Raw genomic sequence first — 13,710 nt, 5'->3', positions numbered from 1 at the left:
AGAACGTGCCGATGGTTGAGGCCCTGTCCTCCCCGGCCGCCGGACAATCACCGTTTCCGAAGGCCTCCCCCTTCTGAATGATCCAGCGCAGCCGTTTGAGAAGCCGTGACGGCCCCGGCACTCCCGGTGGCTCCGGCCCCGCACCCGCAGGCGCCGGCAGCCATGCATTTCCCTGCCCGGCACCGCCCGGGCCCATGCCAGGAGGACTTTTGGCAAATCATCCACAAACTGCATCTGCGGGCTCTGCCGGGCGCATCCCGGAGGACTACGATAGGACCACGGACATTTCGAAGGAGAGCATGACCACCAACCACCCCCAGCCGACACCGGAGCCGGAAATGACGCCTGATGAGATCCAGGCAGTCATCGACCGTATCCTGGCCCGCGACACTGCGGCGCGAAGCAAGCCGGGCGTCGGCGGCAGAGCACAGGCTCTCTCCGAACTTGGTGCCGAACATTCCGAATTCGACGGTGACCAGCAGGACCTCGCCGAACGCCGCGCCCTGCGGCGCGTAGCGGGCCTTTCCACCGAGCTTGAGGATGTCACCGAGGTTGAGTACCGGCAGCTGCGTTTGGAACGCGTGGTCCTCGCCGGCCTCTGGACCGAAGGAACGGCCGACGACGCGGACAATTCCCTGCGGGAACTGGCAGCGCTGGCGGAAACCGCCGGTTCCGAAGTGCTGGACGGTATCGTTCAGCGCCGGCTGAAGCCGGATCCGGGGACTTTCCTGGGTTCCGGCAAGGCACAGGAGCTGCGCGACATTGTGATGTCCACCGGTGCGGACACGGTCATTGTCGACGGCGAGCTGTCGCCGTCGCAGCGCCGCGGTTTGGAAGACATCGTGAAGGTCAAGGTCATTGACCGTACCGCGCTCATCCTGGACATCTTCGCGCAGCATGCCAAGAGCCGCGAAGGCAAGGCCCAAGTAGAGCTTGCCCAACTTGAGTATCTGCTGCCCAGGCTCCGCGGCTGGGGCGAGTCGATGTCCCGCCAGGCCGGCGGGCGCGTGGGGGCTGCCGGCGGCGGCATCGGTTCCCGAGGGCCCGGTGAGACGAAGATCGAGCTGGACCGCAGGCGCATCCGTACCCGGATGGCGAAGCTGCGCCGCGAGATCACCGCCATGAAGCCGGCACGGGAAACCAAGCGTGCCAACCGGCGCCGGAATGCGGTGCCGTCGGTGGCCATTGCCGGCTACACGAATGCCGGGAAATCGTCGCTGCTCAACCGCCTGACCGATGCGGGTGTGCTGGTGGAGAATGCCCTCTTCGCCACCTTGGACCCGACCGTCCGCCGGGCGGAAACCCCGGATGGTATCGGTTACACGCTCGCCGACACCGTTGGCTTCGTCCGGTCGTTGCCGACGCAACTGGTGGAAGCCTTCCGCTCCACACTGGAGGAAGTCGCCGACGCCGATGTCATCCTGCACGTCGTCGATGTCTCGCATCCCGACCCGGAGGGCCAGATCGCCGCCGTGCGCGAGGTGCTGACCGAGATTGAAGCGCGGCACATTCCGGAAATCGTGGTGCTGAACAAGGCCGACGCCGCGGATCCCTTCGTGGTCGAGCGCCTGCGCCAGCGCGAACCGCGGCACGTCGTGGTCTCGGCGCGCACCGGGCAGGGCATCGACGAGCTGCTTCGGCTGGTCAGCGAGACGATACCGCGGCCCAGCGTGAAGCTGCAGCTGCTGGTGCCCTACGACCGGGGCGAAGTGATCAGCCGCTTACACAACGAAGACGCCGAAATCCTCTCCATGGAGCATGGAGAGGACGGTACGCGCCTCGACGTGATGGTGCGCGAGGGCCTGGCATCGGAGCTGGAACAGTTCATCCGGAATGACTGATCTCCAGGTTCCCGCCGGCGAGGCGTTGCGGCTGCTTGATGTCGCGGTGCAGGGGATGGGCGGCCAGCACCGTGCCGGCCAGCATGAGATGGCCGCGAAAGTGGCCGAGGCTTTTGACCGCCGGCAGCACCTGCTGGTGCAGGCGGGCACAGGCACCGGCAAGTCGCTGGCCTATCTCGTGCCGCTCATGGTCCAGGCGCTTCAGGGGGAAAAGCCCGCCATCGTCTCGACCGCGACGCTGGCGTTGCAATCGCAGATCGTCAAGCGTGATCTGCCGCGGCTCCTGGAGGCCGTCGCCGACGAGCTTCCCAGGCCGCTGGACGTCGCTTTACTCAAAGGCAGGAACAATTACCTCTGCCTGCACAAGCTGGCGGGCGGCTTTCCGGACGAAGATGCACCGGCGGCACTGTTCAGCCTGGGCGAGGACGCCGTTCCTCATCCTGCTCCGGCCGGCGCGGCGGCGGCTTCCGGCGCATCGGGCGCACTGGGCAAGGAGGTCGTGCGCCTGCGCGAGTGGGCACAGGAGACCGAAACCGGCGATCGGGACGAACTGGTGCCCGGTGTCAGCGACCGGGCGTGGCGCCAGGTCTCCGTCGGGTCGATGGAATGCCTGGGCGCCCAAAAATGTCCCCTGGCGGCCGAGTGCTTCAGCGAACTGGCACGGGGCCACGCGGCAGAGGCAGACATCGTGATCACAAATCACGCCATGCTGGCCATCAACGCCTTCGAAGGCGTGGCCGTGCTCCCGGACTACGATGTGGTGGTCATCGACGAGGCCCATGAGCTGCAGGACCGCGTCACCAGCGCCGTCGCGGGGCAACTCTCCGCTGCCATGGTCCGCACCGCCGCCTCCACGGCGCGCAAGCACACGGGGATCAGCGTGGAACCGCTGAACTCCGCGGCCGACGCCCTGGAGGACGTCCTGCAGTCGGTGCCGACCGGGCTGTTGGCGGCCGGCCTCCGCGAGGAGCATGAATTGGTGCTCACGCAACTGCGGGAAGCCGCCCGTACAGCGCTTTCCGATTCCAAGCCGGACGGTGCGGGGGCAGCGGACGGCGGGCGGCAGATGGCGCGGTCACGGCTCTCTGCCGTGCTGGAGCTGGCTGAACGGCTGCTGTCCGCGCCCGACTCCCGGGAGGTCATCTGGGCGACCCGTCCCAGTACTTATGGCGAGACCGGCGACTACGCCGCCAATGACGACCAGCCGGCAACGCTGAACATAGCGCCGCTCTCCGTGGCGTCCCGGCTGCGCGAAGGCCTGTTCGACGAACACACGGTGGTGCTCACCTCGGCAACATTGTCCGTTGGGGGGACCTTCGACGCCGTAGCCGGGTCACTCGGACTGCTGGGAGCAGGCGCGCCGGCCTATTCCAGCGTTGATGTGGGCAGCCCCTTCGATTACCCCCGGCAGGGCGTGCTGTACGTGGCGTCACATCTGCCCAAGCCGGGCCGGGGCACCAGCCCCGAGCAGCTTGATGAACTGGAGGAGCTCCTGCTGGCCTCGCGCGGCGGCGCCCTGGGCTTGTTTTCTTCGCGGCGTGCGGCAGAAGAAGCTGCAGCGGAGATGCGCGAGCGCACCGACCTGACCATCCTGTGCCAAGGAGAATCATCGATGTCGGCGCTGGTCCGCCAATTCGCCGAGGAACCGGACGCCTGTCTGTTTGGCACCATGACGCTCTGGCAGGGCGTCGACGTTCCCGGTGCAGCGTGCCGGCTCGTGGTCATCGACCGGATTCCGTTCCCCCGGCCGGACGACCCGCTCACGACCGCCCGAACCCGGTCCGTGGCGCAGGCCGGGGGAAACGGTTTCATGACCGTTTCGGCGACCCATGCGGCTGTGCGGCTGGCGCAGGGGGCAGGCAGGCTGATCCGCGCCTCCAATGACCGGGGAGTTGTGGCCGTGTTGGACTCACGGCTGGCGACAGCACGCTACGGGGGCTTCCTGCGCAGCGCCCTGCCGCCCTTCTGGAGCACCAAGGACGGCGCCATGGCACGTCAGATCCTGGAGAGGCTGGCTGCTGCCGCTGCCTGAACGGGCCGTGGCAGCAGCCACGCCGGAGCGGTCGTCCGCCCGCCAACCGGGAACGGGCAAAGTCCCCCGGTGACCGGCAGAGGGGGAACTGAGTAGCTTGCGGCGGGTCAGAGGGCCCGCATCACCGAGACAACCTTGCCCATGATGGTTGCGTGGTCTCCCAGAATCGGTTCGTACTGGGTGTTCTGCGGCAGCAGCCAGGTGTGTCCGTCGCGCTGCCGGAAGGTCTTGACCGTGGCTTCGTCGTCGAGCAGCGCCGCCACGATGTCGCCGTTCTCGGCCGTGTGCTGCTGGCGCACCACTACCCAGTCGCCGTCACAGATAGCCGCATCGATCATTGAATCGCCCGAAACCCTGAGCATGAACAACTCGCCGTGGCCCACGAGCTGACGAGGCAGGGGCATGACGTCCTCGACCGCCTGATCCGCCAGGATCGGCCCGCCTGCCGCGATCCGTCCCACCAGCGGCACCATCGCCGTGTCGGACGAAGTGGTGAGTTCAGATACTGCAACGCCGCTGGAGCTGCGCAGCTGCTGCGGTTCATCGACTCCGACGATTTCCACACCCCCGTGCTCGAGTGTCAGCGGAGTCAGGATTTCCATCGCACGGGGACGCTTAGGGTCGCGCCTGATGTAGCCCATCTTCTCGAGTTGGGCCAGCTGATGCGTGACGCTGGACAGGCTCGCCAAGCCGACGGTGTCACCAATCTCGCGCATCGACGGAGGGTATCCGTTGGACATGACGGATCGCTGGATCGTCTCCAGGATCTTCTTCTGCCGCGGCGTCAGGCTGCGTCCCACTTTGACGGGTCGGCCGCGTCGCCTGGCTCCGGCTTTGGTGGTGCTCTCTTCGGACATATCCGGCCCCGGTCTCCCGTAGTGGTCCACGCGCCGTTGCTGCGGTAGCGGAACCGCGCATGGATTGTTGTCTCGGCTGTTTTGTCGGTGGCGGCTGGTGCACTGCTCTTACCGCCGCTTGACGCTTCCAACGCTAGGCGAGGCGGTGATGAATTTCAAACATTTGTTCGACTGAGTCTCGACAATGTTCGATCACCAGTGCTAGAACTGTAGGAGATACGTTCGAAGATATATTCGAACGCGACAGCCAGACGATCGAAACCAGCCGAAATAGATCGAAAATAGGAAAGGTGACACCATGTCCGCCCAGCTCGCACCGCAGGCCGCCGGCGTCCGTACCAGCACCAACCTCCGGCTGACCCGCAGAGGCCGTTTGTTGCTGATTGGCCTGCCGCTGATGCTGGCCGCGGCCGCCGCCCTGACCTTGATCGGTTTCTTCACGGCGCCGGCAATGGCCGCCGCCGGGGGGCTGGGGCCGGGGCCGGCGTCAACTGTCACGGTTGGCAGCGGCCAGACGCTGTGGGACGTGGCGGTACGGTCCGCCCCCGACCGCAACCCTCACGATGTCATTCTCGAGATCGCGCAATTGAACGGCCTCCAGGGAGACATCGTCCATGCCGGCCAGCAGCTGCTGGTCCCGTCCGCGCGCTGAGGCAGCCGTAACATGAGCTGCTTCGGCCCGCCCGATTCCTGCCCCGGGCGGGCCGAAGCTTAAACTGGACCGGTGAGTGAGCAGTTAGAACGCCTGAACCGCCTGCCGTTGCGGGACAATCTTCGGGGCTTGGAGCCCTATGGTGCGCCCCAGTTGGAGGTTCCCGTCCTCCTGAATGTCAACGAAAACACCCACGGACTGCCCGACGCCGTCCGTCAGGCCATCGTCTCGGCCGTTAGCGACGCGGCCGCGGGCCTGAACCGGTATCCGGATCGCGAGTTCACGAAGCTGAGAACGGCACTGGCCCGCTACTTGGGGCACGGCGTCACCGCAGGGAACATCTGGGCTGCCAACGGATCGAATGAAGTCCTGCAGCAAATCCTCCAGGCCTTCGGCGGCCCCGGCCGTACCCTGCTGAGCTTCCCGCCCACCTATTCGATGTACCCGCTGCTGGCCAGCGGGACGGACACGGATTATGTGGCTGTTCCGCGGGGGGCAGACTTCACGTTGTCGCCGGACGCTGCCGCCGCTGCCGTGGCCGACTCCGCCGCAAACGTCGTCGTTCTTTGTTCGCCCAACAACCCGACGGGAACCGCCCTGGGCCTCGACGTCGTGGAGGCCGCGTATGAAGCAGGCGAGGCCTCCCAGGCCATCGTGATCGTGGACGAGGCCTACGCCGAGTTCGCCCACGCCGGAACGCCGAGCGCGCTGACTTTGTTGCCGGGGCGGGAGAGACTCATTGTCTCCCGCACTATGAGCAAGGCCTTCGCGCTGGCAGGCGCCAGGGTAGGGTACCTTGCCGCCGCCCCGCAGATAACCGACGCGCTGCGGCTGGTCCGCTTGCCCTACCACCTCTCGGCGGTGACGCAGGCAACGGCCCTGGCCGCCTTGGAGCATGCCGATGCCCTGCTGGCCAATGTTGAGGACATCAAGGCGCAGCGGGACCGCATTGTCGACGGCCTGACCGGACTGGGGCTTAAACCGGCGCCGTCCGACTCAAACTTTGTGTTTTTCGGCGGGCTGGAGGACCCCCGCTCCGTGTGGCAGGGACTCCTGGAAGCCGGTGTGCTGATCCGCGACGTCGGGATCCCCGGCCACTTGCGGGTGACCGCCGGCACTGAGGCCGAGACCACAGCCTTCCTCGACGGCATCAAGGCCCTCGTGGCGAGCCCCGTCTCCTAAACTAGTAAGAGCGAACCGGTTTGCGCCGGTCGACCAATTCGTCAAAGGACTCCCATGACCGTGGAAACCACCACCGGACGTACCGCACGCCTCGAACGCATCACCAGCGAGTCGTCCGTGCTGGTTGAACTGGACCTCGACGGCACCGGCCGCTCCGAGATCAGCACCACCGTGCCGTTCTACGACCACATGCTCACCGCCCTGTCGAAGCACTCGCTGGTCGACCTGACCGTGAAGGCCAGCGGAGACACGCACATCGACGCGCACCACACCGTCGAAGACGTCGCCATCACGATCGGGGAGGCCCTGAAGGAGGCACTGGGCAGCAAGGCCGGAATCCGCCGGTTCGGCGAAGCAACGGTGCCCCTGGACGAAGCGCTGGCCCACGCCGTCGTGGACATCTCCGGCAGGCCCTACCTGGTGCACGCGGGAGAACCGGCAGGCCAGGAGTACCACTTGATCGGCGGGCACTTCACCGGGTCGCTGACCCGCCACGTCTTCGAATCGATCACACTGCACGCCCAGATCTGCCTGCACATGCGCGTGCTGGGTGGCAGGGACCCCCACCACATCGTCGAGGCCCAGTTCAAGGCCTTCGCCCGGGCGCTTCGCGCCGCCGTCGAAGCCGATCCACGTGTCGAGGGCATTCCCTCGACGAAGGGGGCCTTGTGACCGCTGCGCCCAAGGTCACGGTACTGGACTACGGCTCCGGGAACGTGCGCTCGGCAGTCCGTGCGCTGGAGCATGTGGGAGCCGACGTCACGCTGAGCCATGCCTCCGACGACGTCCTGGAGGCCGACGGGCTGTTGGTTCCCGGGGTCGGCGCATTCGCCACGGTCATGAAGGGGCTCAAGTCCGTGGACGCGCTTCGCTGGATTGGACGCCGGGTGGCCGGCGGCCGGCCCGTGCTGGGCATCTGCGTGGGCCTGCAGGTCATGTTCGAAGAAGGCGTTGAACATGGCGTGCGCACGCAGGGTGTGGGGGAATGGCCGGGAACCGTGGAAGCGCTGCCGGCGGAGGTCGTCCCCCACATGGGGTGGAACACCGTGGACGCCGCGGAGGGCAGCCGGCTGTTTGCCGGAATCGAAGACGAGCGCTTCTACTTTGTGCACTCCTACGGTGTGCAGCACTGGAACTTCGATGTGACCCAACCCGCGATGACACCGCCGCTGGTGACGTGGTCCACGCACGGCGCCCCGTTCATAGCGGCCGTTGAAAACGGTCCGCTGAGTGCTACCCAGTTCCATCCGGAAAAGTCGGGAGACGCCGGCGCCGAGCTGCTGCGCAACTGGCTGAAGACGCTGAGGTAGCCATGGGCAGCATTCTCCTGATGGCCCTGGCCGGGCTGCTGGCCGGCGGCGCCATCTCGTTCCGGCAGCAGCGGCTGTCCAAGTGGTTGGTTATCGTCTTCTGGATCCTCGCCGGCATGTCGCTGCTGGCTGCCTACCTGCTCACCCTCGGCCCGGCCGAGTAACCACACCCATCCCGCGCAGCTGACGGCGCGCAGAAAGCGGAAGAACCATGACGAACCAAACCTCCATCCTCGAACTCTTGCCCGCAGTCGATGTTGCCGACGGCCAAGCCGTCCGGCTGGTCCAAGGCGAAGCCGGCAGCGAGACCGGCTACGGAGACCCGCTGGAAGCCGCCCTGGCATGGCAAAACGACGGCGCGGAATGGGTGCACCTGGTGGACCTCGACGCGGCGTTCGGCAGGGGCAACAACACGGAAGTGCTGCGCCGGGTCTCCGACGAACTGAAAATCAAGGTGGAGCTGTCCGGCGGCATCCGCGACGACGCTTCATTGGAGCGTGCGCTTGAGTTCGGGGCCGCACGTGTCAACCTGGGAACCGCCGCCCTGGAAAACCCGGAGTGGACGGCCCGCGCCATCGCACGGCACGGGGACGCCATCGCCGTCGGCCTCGATGTCCGTGGCACCACACTGGCGGCCCGCGGCTGGACGCAGGATGGCGGCGACCTCTGGGAGGTGCTGGCCCGCCTCGAAGACGCCGGCTGCGCCAGGTACGTGGTGACCGATGTGACCAAGGACGGAACACTGCGCGGACCGAACGTGGATCTGCTCCGGCAGATGTGCGGGCGGACCGACAAGCCGGTGGTGGCCTCCGGCGGGATCTCCAGCCTGGATGATCTGCGGACGCTGCGCGCACTGGTTCCGGCCGGAGTTGAGGGAGCGATTGTGGGCAAGGCCCTGTACGCGGGCAAGTTCACGCTGCCCGAAGCGCTCGACGTTGCCGGACGGCGCTGAGAGACCAGCATGGGCAAGAAGGAGCTGCCCGCCCATATTGCCGCTGCGCTGGCGGGAGCCGGCGGCGCGGGGGACTCTGCCGGCCAAAGCTGGGCCGGACGGGACCTGAGTGGTAAAGGAAATCCGCTCCATCAGTTCGACCACGACGACGGCAGCGCGGATCCCGGCTACGAGGCGGCGCTGCAATGGCTTGCTGCCGGAACCGGCGGCGAAGCGGAAGTAGTGGCTGCCCTGGCGAATGCCCGCGTTTTCGTGCCCATCGTGGCGACGCTGGGAGAAGAGGCCGAGGGCAGCCACGGCCTGACGTCGGATAAACAGGCGGACATGGCCGTGGTGACGTTGCAGGCGCCGGATGGGCGCCGGGCACTGCCGGTATTCAGCAACACGGCCGCTCTGGAAGCCTGGCATCCCCAGGCCCGGCCTGTTGCCGTCGAGGCACCGCGGGCGGCGCTGGCGGCCGTGTCCGAAGACGCCGAACTGATGGTTATGGACCCGGGCGCCGCCCTGACATTCGTGGTTCGGCGGCCCGCAGTGTGGGCGTTGGCCAAACAGCACGAATGGGTGCCCTCGTACCGGGATCCGGCGCTGTTGGAATGGGTGGCCGAAGCCACGGGCGGCGAGGAGGCCGTCCTGGCCGCGTCCGTGGAACCCGGAACCGGCATCGCGGTCCGGGCGGCAGACGGATCGGTAGTGGCCGGCGGTGGCCACGGACCGGAACTGCGCTTGGTCCTGCAGGTGCAAGACGGGCTGGGGCGCGAGGAGTTGGGCGCCTTGGCGGGACGGATCCAACGGCGGCTCCAAGCCAGGCAGGAGTTTGCCGAGCGGGTGGATTCGCTGGAGCTGAAGTTCACGCGCTGAGTTCGGCCGGCTGGCAGCCTGATCCGGAAGCGCAAAGAAAAAGGACGACGCCGGTGCGGGGCACCGGCGTCGTCCTTGTCAGTACTGGAAGCCTGGTCAGTTGACCGGACCCGTGAACTTCTCACCCGGGCCCTTGCCCGGGTCGTCCTGGATCACCGATGCTTCGCGGAAGGCGAGTTGCAGGGAGCGGAGGCCATCACGCAACGGTCCGGCATGCTGGCTGCCGATCTCCGGCGCGGCAGCGGTGACGAAGCCGGCCAGCGCGGTGATCAGCTTGCGGGCTTCATCCAGGTCCTTGAGCTCTTCCGCATCGTCGCCGGCGGCCAGGCCGCATTTAACGGCGGCGGCGCTCATCAGGTGGACGGCCGCGGTAGTAATGACTTCCACGGCGGGCACTTCGGCGATGTCGCGCATCTGGCCCAGGACTTCCTGTTCCTGGGTGGAGGCAGGACCGGCGTCAGGCGCGAAGCTGTGGCGGTGGCCGTCGGTCTGCGGATTGTTATCTGGGCTGCTCATACTGGTAAGCTTGTCACAGACCAATTGGATCCCGTTACTTATGTGCCTCAAAGCACGTGCGGAGCAGGATTCAATCTGCAAGCGGAGACCTCTCCCACCCGTCGGTATGGCTAGCCAGAGCTGCCGGGTCCAGGTCGGCAGGCTGAGGCCGGAAACCTTCACTTGAGGGCGCCCGGGCCAGCCGGTGGAACGTCTGCTGTTTCCGCCTGCCGCCACTTTGAGGCCTTCGATTGCGCTTGCAATGGGAGGCCTTCTTTCATTGCAGGCGGCAGCCGATTTTCAGTGACAGGAGCCACACATTAGCGAGCCAAGAATCAATGATCGTATCCGCGTTCCCGAGGTGCGGTTAGTCGGACCGAACGGCGAACAGGTGGGGATCGTCCGTATTGAGGATGCCCTGCGCCTGGCCACGGAATCGGATCTTGACCTGGTTGAGGTCGCACCGCAGGCCAAGCCTCCGGTGTGCAAGCTTATGGATTTTGGCAAGTACAAGTATGAGGCTGCGGTCAAGGCCCGTGAGGCGCGCAAGAACCAGACGAACACTGTGCTCAAGGAAATCCGGTTCCGCCTGAAGATCGACAAGCACGACTACGAGACCAAGCGCGGCCACGCGCTGCGGTTCCTCGCGGCCGGCGACAAGGTCAAGGCCATGATCCAGTTCCGCGGCCGCGAACAGCAGCGCCCGGAAATGGGCATTCGCCTTCTGCAGAAGTTCGCCGAGGACGTCGCCGAGGTCGGCGTGATCGAATCGACTCCGCGCATTGACGGCCGCAACATGGTCATGGTGATCGGCCCGACCAAGAACAAGGCTGAAGCCAAGGCAGAGGCCCGGCGGGCCGCCCAGAAGGCCGACGCCAAGGCAACGAACGATGCCAAGAAGCAGCAGGTGGACACCTCCGCCGACCAGGATCCGCTGACTCAGAGCCTGGGCGACTTGATGCCGGAAGGCCTTGCCGCGATGGCAAGCCAGCCGGAGGAAACCGCCGAAGCACCTGCGCAGACTGATGCTGAGCCTGCGGTTGAGGTTGAGCCCGCAGTTGAGGTCGAGGCCGCGGAGCAGCCTGAAGCCGAGGCCGCGATTGCAGCCGAGGCGGAGCCCGAGGTTGAGGCCGAGGCCGAGCCTGCGGCCGAGCCGGAAGCAGAGGCTAAGCCGGCCGCTCAGGCCAAGCCGGAAGCAGGGGCTAAGCCGGCCGCTCAGGCAAAGCCGGCAGCCGAGGCCAAGCCGGCAGTTCCGGCGAAGCCCGCAGCCCCCGCGGCCGAGGCCAAGCCCGCAGCACCCAAGCCCGCCGCCCGGCCCAAGCCGGCAGCGCGGCCTGCAGCACCCAAACCTGCTGGCCGGTCCGGTTCCAAGAACTAAGACCGTACAGAGAGCATCCGGCATCCGGCCGGGCACGGTTCCGTGCCCGGCGCCGGTAAACAAGTAAACCGCCGGTGCCCGTTTGCGGCACCGCACGAGCCGACGGTCGGCAGCGACCCGAGGAGACGTAAGGAGAACGGCAGCCATGCCGAAGCAGAAGACCCACAGCGGCGCCAAGAAGCGCTTCAAGCTCACCGGCAGCGGCAAGCTCAAGCGCCAGCAGGCCAACCGCCGCCATTACCTGGAGCACAAGCCTTCCACGCTGACCCGCCGCCTTGCCAGTGACAAGATCGTTGCTCCGGCCGACGTGCGCAACATCAAGAAGATGCTCGGCATCTGATTTTCTCCCCTCCGGTCCGCGCGGTGACGCCGCAAGGACCATCCAGCTAGTTTTGCCCCCGGCCGCCGATTGCGGCGGCCGAACACCGGGCACCAATCATCAAAAGGAGTACGCACGTGGCACGTGTGAAGCGGGCGGTTAACGCCCACAAGAAGCGCCGGGTCATCCTGGACCGGGCTGCCGGATACCGCGGACAGCGGTCCCGCCTGTACCGCAAGGCCAAGGAACAGCTGCTGCACTCGTTCGTGTACAGCTACGGCGACCGCCGCAAGCGCAAGGGTGATTTCCGCCGCCTGTGGATCCAGCGCATCAACGCTGCATCCCGCGCCAACGGCCTGACCTACAACCGCCTCATCCAGGGCCTGAAGGCCGCCGAGGTCCAGGTCGACCGCCGCATGCTGGCCGAGCTGGCCGTGTCCGACGCCGGCGCCTTCGCCGCGCTGGTACAGGTAGCCAAGGACGCCCTGCCGGCCGACACTTCCGCTCCCGCAGAGCGTCAGCCCGCCGCCGCCAAGCCTGCCGCCGCCAAGGCCGCTCCGGCCGCCAAGGCCGCCGCGCCTGCCGCTGAAGCCGGCGAAGTTGCTGGCGCCGTGAAGGCCGTTGACGGCGAGGACGCTCCCGCCGGCTACAGCATCAAGGGCAACCAGTCCAAGAAGTACCACGTCCCGGGCTCCACCTGGTACGAGAACACCACGCCCGTGTACTGGTTCGAGTCCGTGGAAGCCGCCAAGGCTGCCGGTTTCGAGCCCGCCGGCGGCGAGGCCCGCCAGAAGGTTGCCGAATAAGCACCGATGCATAAACGCCCATGTGGCGACGTTATAGTCGCTGTATGAGCACTACCGGGCGCCCGCAAGCCGTCATGTCCAACCCCCGAGCCGATCGGGTCAGGGATGTGGCAAAGCTTGCCGGGCGCTCGGTGCGTTTAAAGCGCCGCCAATTCCTGGCCGAAGGTCCGCAGGCTGTCCGCGAGGCCCTGTCCGCCCACCGCGCGCATCTTGGCGCCGGAAACAGCGGCATCGTGTCCGAGGTCTTCGCCACCGAAGCCTGCCTGGACCGCTCGCCTGAACTGGCGTACCTCGCCGACGGCGTGCCGTTGCGTCTGGCCACCGATGCGGTTCTGGCGGCAATGGCAGACACCGTCAACCCGCAGGGGATCGTGGCCGTCTGCCACTACCTGGACCGGCCGCTGAACGAGGTCCTGCAAAGCAAACCCCTGCTGCTGGCGGTCATGGTCCGGGTGCAGGACCCGGGCAACGCCGGCACCATCCTGCGGGCGGCCGATTCCGCCGGCGCCGATGCGGTGATCCTGACCAACTTCAGCGTGGACATCTACAATCCCAAGGCCGTGCGTTCCACGGCCGGATCGCTCTTCCACCTGCCTGTGGTTAACGGGCACGATTTCGGCGACGTGGCCGCCGCCGTACGCGCCGCCGGCGCAACCGTGCTGGCAGCTGACGGCTACGGCACCATCGATCTGGACGACTTGCAGGACCGCAGTGCGCTGGCCCGGCTGGGAGAAGCTCCCGCAGCCGGGGACGAGGGCGGGGCCGGCCTTCCGGATCTGGCGGCGCCTACCGCCTGGTTCTTTGGGAACGAAGCCCAAGGGTTGTCGTCCGAAGAGCTCGCTGCCGCGGACCATCGGGTGGCCGTGCCGGTTTACGGCCAGGCCGAAAGCTTGAACGTCGGCACGGCCGCCACGGTCTGCCTGTATGCCTCCGCAAGGTCCCAGCGGCGGCGCGGACCTGCAGGATAGCTGCTCCAGATCGGCCCAAGCGGGAACGTGCCGTACGCAGCATGCGAACGATCCTGACAC

The 13,710-nt window shown here is 66.8% G+C and carries 15 protein-coding genes; 13 read left to right on the top strand and 2 right to left on the bottom strand.

Annotation, left to right across the window (positions count from 1 at the left end; all coding sequences use genetic code 11):
• The first annotated feature begins 299 nt into the window (after positions 1-299).
• Both hflX and AC5RVS_RS09090 read left to right on the top strand, forming a co-directional pair.
• Entirely contained in the window at positions 300-1,841 is a 1,542-nt protein-coding gene (hflX, locus tag AC5RVS_RS09095) for a GTPase HflX (protein ID WP_494107902.1), read from the top strand.
• Complete coding sequence (locus AC5RVS_RS09090; protein ID WP_494107901.1) at positions 1,834-3,873, top strand: ATP-dependent DNA helicase; 2,040 nt, start codon at positions 1,834-1,836, stop codon at positions 3,871-3,873. The genes hflX and AC5RVS_RS09090 overlap by 8 nt, the downstream gene beginning before the upstream one ends.
• A gap of 107 nt (positions 3,874-3,980) precedes the next feature.
• On the opposite strand, the gene lexA is transcribed toward AC5RVS_RS09090, so the two are convergent.
• Positions 3,981-4,730: a transcriptional repressor LexA gene (gene lexA / locus AC5RVS_RS09085; protein WP_493988198.1), complete on the bottom strand. Its 750-nt coding sequence runs from the start codon at positions 4,728-4,730 to the stop codon at positions 3,981-3,983.
• Positions 4,731-5,028: 298 nt separating this feature from the next.
• Here lexA and AC5RVS_RS09080 point away from each other — a divergent pair, with 298 nt between their 5' ends.
• From AC5RVS_RS09080 to AC5RVS_RS09050, 7 genes are all read left to right on the top strand, one after another.
• Positions 5,029-5,382 carry a LysM peptidoglycan-binding domain-containing protein gene (locus AC5RVS_RS09080; RefSeq protein ID WP_494107900.1) on the top strand — a complete coding sequence of 118 codons (354 nt, stop codon included), beginning with the start codon at positions 5,029-5,031 and terminating at the stop codon, positions 5,380-5,382.
• 72 nt (positions 5,383-5,454) lie between these two features.
• Entirely contained in the window at positions 5,455-6,564 is a 1,110-nt protein-coding gene (locus AC5RVS_RS09075; protein ID WP_494107899.1) for a histidinol-phosphate transaminase, read from the top strand.
• 54 nt (positions 6,565-6,618) lie between these two features.
• Positions 6,619-7,236: an imidazoleglycerol-phosphate dehydratase HisB gene (hisB, locus tag AC5RVS_RS09070; protein ID WP_493988201.1), complete on the top strand. Its 618-nt coding sequence runs from the start codon at positions 6,619-6,621 to the stop codon at positions 7,234-7,236.
• A complete protein-coding gene (gene hisH / locus AC5RVS_RS09065; protein WP_494107898.1) occupies positions 7,233-7,874 on the top strand; it encodes an imidazole glycerol phosphate synthase subunit HisH in 642 nt (213 codons plus the stop codon). The genes hisB and hisH overlap by 4 nt, the downstream gene beginning before the upstream one ends.
• 2 nt (positions 7,875-7,876) lie before the next feature.
• On the top strand, positions 7,877-8,038 hold the full coding sequence (locus AC5RVS_RS09060) for a hypothetical protein (protein WP_493988203.1): 162 nt from the start codon (positions 7,877-7,879) through the stop codon (positions 8,036-8,038).
• A gap of 47 nt (positions 8,039-8,085) precedes the next feature.
• The gene (gene priA, locus AC5RVS_RS09055) at positions 8,086-8,826 is read left to right on the top strand and encodes a bifunctional 1-(5-phosphoribosyl)-5-((5-phosphoribosylamino)methylideneamino)imidazole-4-carboxamide isomerase/phosphoribosylanthranilate isomerase PriA (protein ID WP_494107897.1); all 741 of its coding nucleotides are present in this window, start codon (positions 8,086-8,088) and stop codon (positions 8,824-8,826) included.
• Between the two features lie 9 nt (positions 8,827-8,835).
• Complete coding sequence (locus AC5RVS_RS09050) at positions 8,836-9,684, top strand: SseB family protein (protein WP_494107896.1); 849 nt, start codon at positions 8,836-8,838, stop codon at positions 9,682-9,684.
• Positions 9,685-9,780: 96 nt separating this feature from the next.
• Here the strand turns inward: AC5RVS_RS09050 and AC5RVS_RS09045 are convergent, their stop codons facing one another.
• Entirely contained in the window at positions 9,781-10,200 is a 420-nt protein-coding gene (locus AC5RVS_RS09045) for a DUF1844 domain-containing protein (protein WP_493988205.1), read from the bottom strand.
• Between the two features lie 340 nt (positions 10,201-10,540).
• Between AC5RVS_RS09045 and infC the strand changes: the two genes are divergently transcribed.
• The 4 genes from infC (at position 10,541) to AC5RVS_RS09025 (ending at position 13,650) form a co-directional block, all read left to right on the top strand.
• The gene (gene infC, locus AC5RVS_RS09040; RefSeq protein WP_494107895.1) at positions 10,541-11,557 is read left to right on the top strand and encodes a translation initiation factor IF-3; all 1,017 of its coding nucleotides are present in this window, start codon (positions 10,541-10,543) and stop codon (positions 11,555-11,557) included.
• A gap of 145 nt (positions 11,558-11,702) precedes the next feature.
• The gene (gene rpmI / locus AC5RVS_RS09035; RefSeq protein ID WP_493977772.1) at positions 11,703-11,897 is read left to right on the top strand and encodes a 50S ribosomal protein L35; all 195 of its coding nucleotides are present in this window, start codon (positions 11,703-11,705) and stop codon (positions 11,895-11,897) included.
• 116 nt (positions 11,898-12,013) lie between these two features.
• On the top strand, positions 12,014-12,682 hold the full coding sequence (rplT, locus tag AC5RVS_RS09030) for a 50S ribosomal protein L20, sunset domain variant (protein ID WP_493988207.1): 669 nt from the start codon (positions 12,014-12,016) through the stop codon (positions 12,680-12,682).
• Between the two features lie 44 nt (positions 12,683-12,726).
• A complete protein-coding gene (locus tag AC5RVS_RS09025; protein WP_494107894.1) occupies positions 12,727-13,650 on the top strand; it encodes a TrmH family RNA methyltransferase in 924 nt (307 codons plus the stop codon).
• Positions 13,651-13,710: the final 60 nt, after the last annotated feature.

This window comes from Arthrobacter sp. Y3221048, from assembly GCF_059092685.1.
This window is presented reverse-complemented; position numbering and strand designations above follow the sequence as displayed.

What these genes read in the sequence shown, in the direction of transcription:
- AC5RVS_RS09025 (WP_494107894.1), top strand. Translation starts at nt 12,727, where the DNA reads ATGAGCACTACCGGGCGCCCGCAAGCCGTCATGTCCAACCCCCGAGCC.
- AC5RVS_RS09060 (WP_493988203.1), top strand. Translation starts at nt 7,877, where the DNA reads ATGGGCAGCATTCTCCTGATGGCCCTGGCCGGGCTGCTGGCCGGCGGC.
- priA (WP_494107897.1), top strand. Translation starts at nt 8,086, where the DNA reads ATGACGAACCAAACCTCCATCCTCGAACTCTTGCCCGCAGTCGATGTT.
- lexA (WP_493988198.1), bottom strand. Translation starts at nt 4,730, where the DNA reads ATGTCCGAAGAGAGCACCACCAAAGCCGGAGCCAGGCGACGCGGCCGA.
- AC5RVS_RS09050 (WP_494107896.1), top strand. Translation starts at nt 8,836, where the DNA reads ATGGGCAAGAAGGAGCTGCCCGCCCATATTGCCGCTGCGCTGGCGGGA.
- AC5RVS_RS09045 (WP_493988205.1), bottom strand. Translation starts at nt 10,200, where the DNA reads ATGAGCAGCCCAGATAACAATCCGCAGACCGACGGCCACCGCCACAGC.
- AC5RVS_RS09080 (WP_494107900.1), top strand. Translation starts at nt 5,029, where the DNA reads ATGTCCGCCCAGCTCGCACCGCAGGCCGCCGGCGTCCGTACCAGCACC.
- hisB (WP_493988201.1), top strand. Translation starts at nt 6,619, where the DNA reads ATGACCGTGGAAACCACCACCGGACGTACCGCACGCCTCGAACGCATC.
- rpmI (WP_493977772.1), top strand. Translation starts at nt 11,703, where the DNA reads ATGCCGAAGCAGAAGACCCACAGCGGCGCCAAGAAGCGCTTCAAGCTC.
- AC5RVS_RS09090 (WP_494107901.1), top strand. Translation starts at nt 1,834, where the DNA reads ATGACTGATCTCCAGGTTCCCGCCGGCGAGGCGTTGCGGCTGCTTGAT.
- hflX (WP_494107902.1), top strand. Translation starts at nt 300, where the DNA reads ATGACCACCAACCACCCCCAGCCGACACCGGAGCCGGAAATGACGCCT.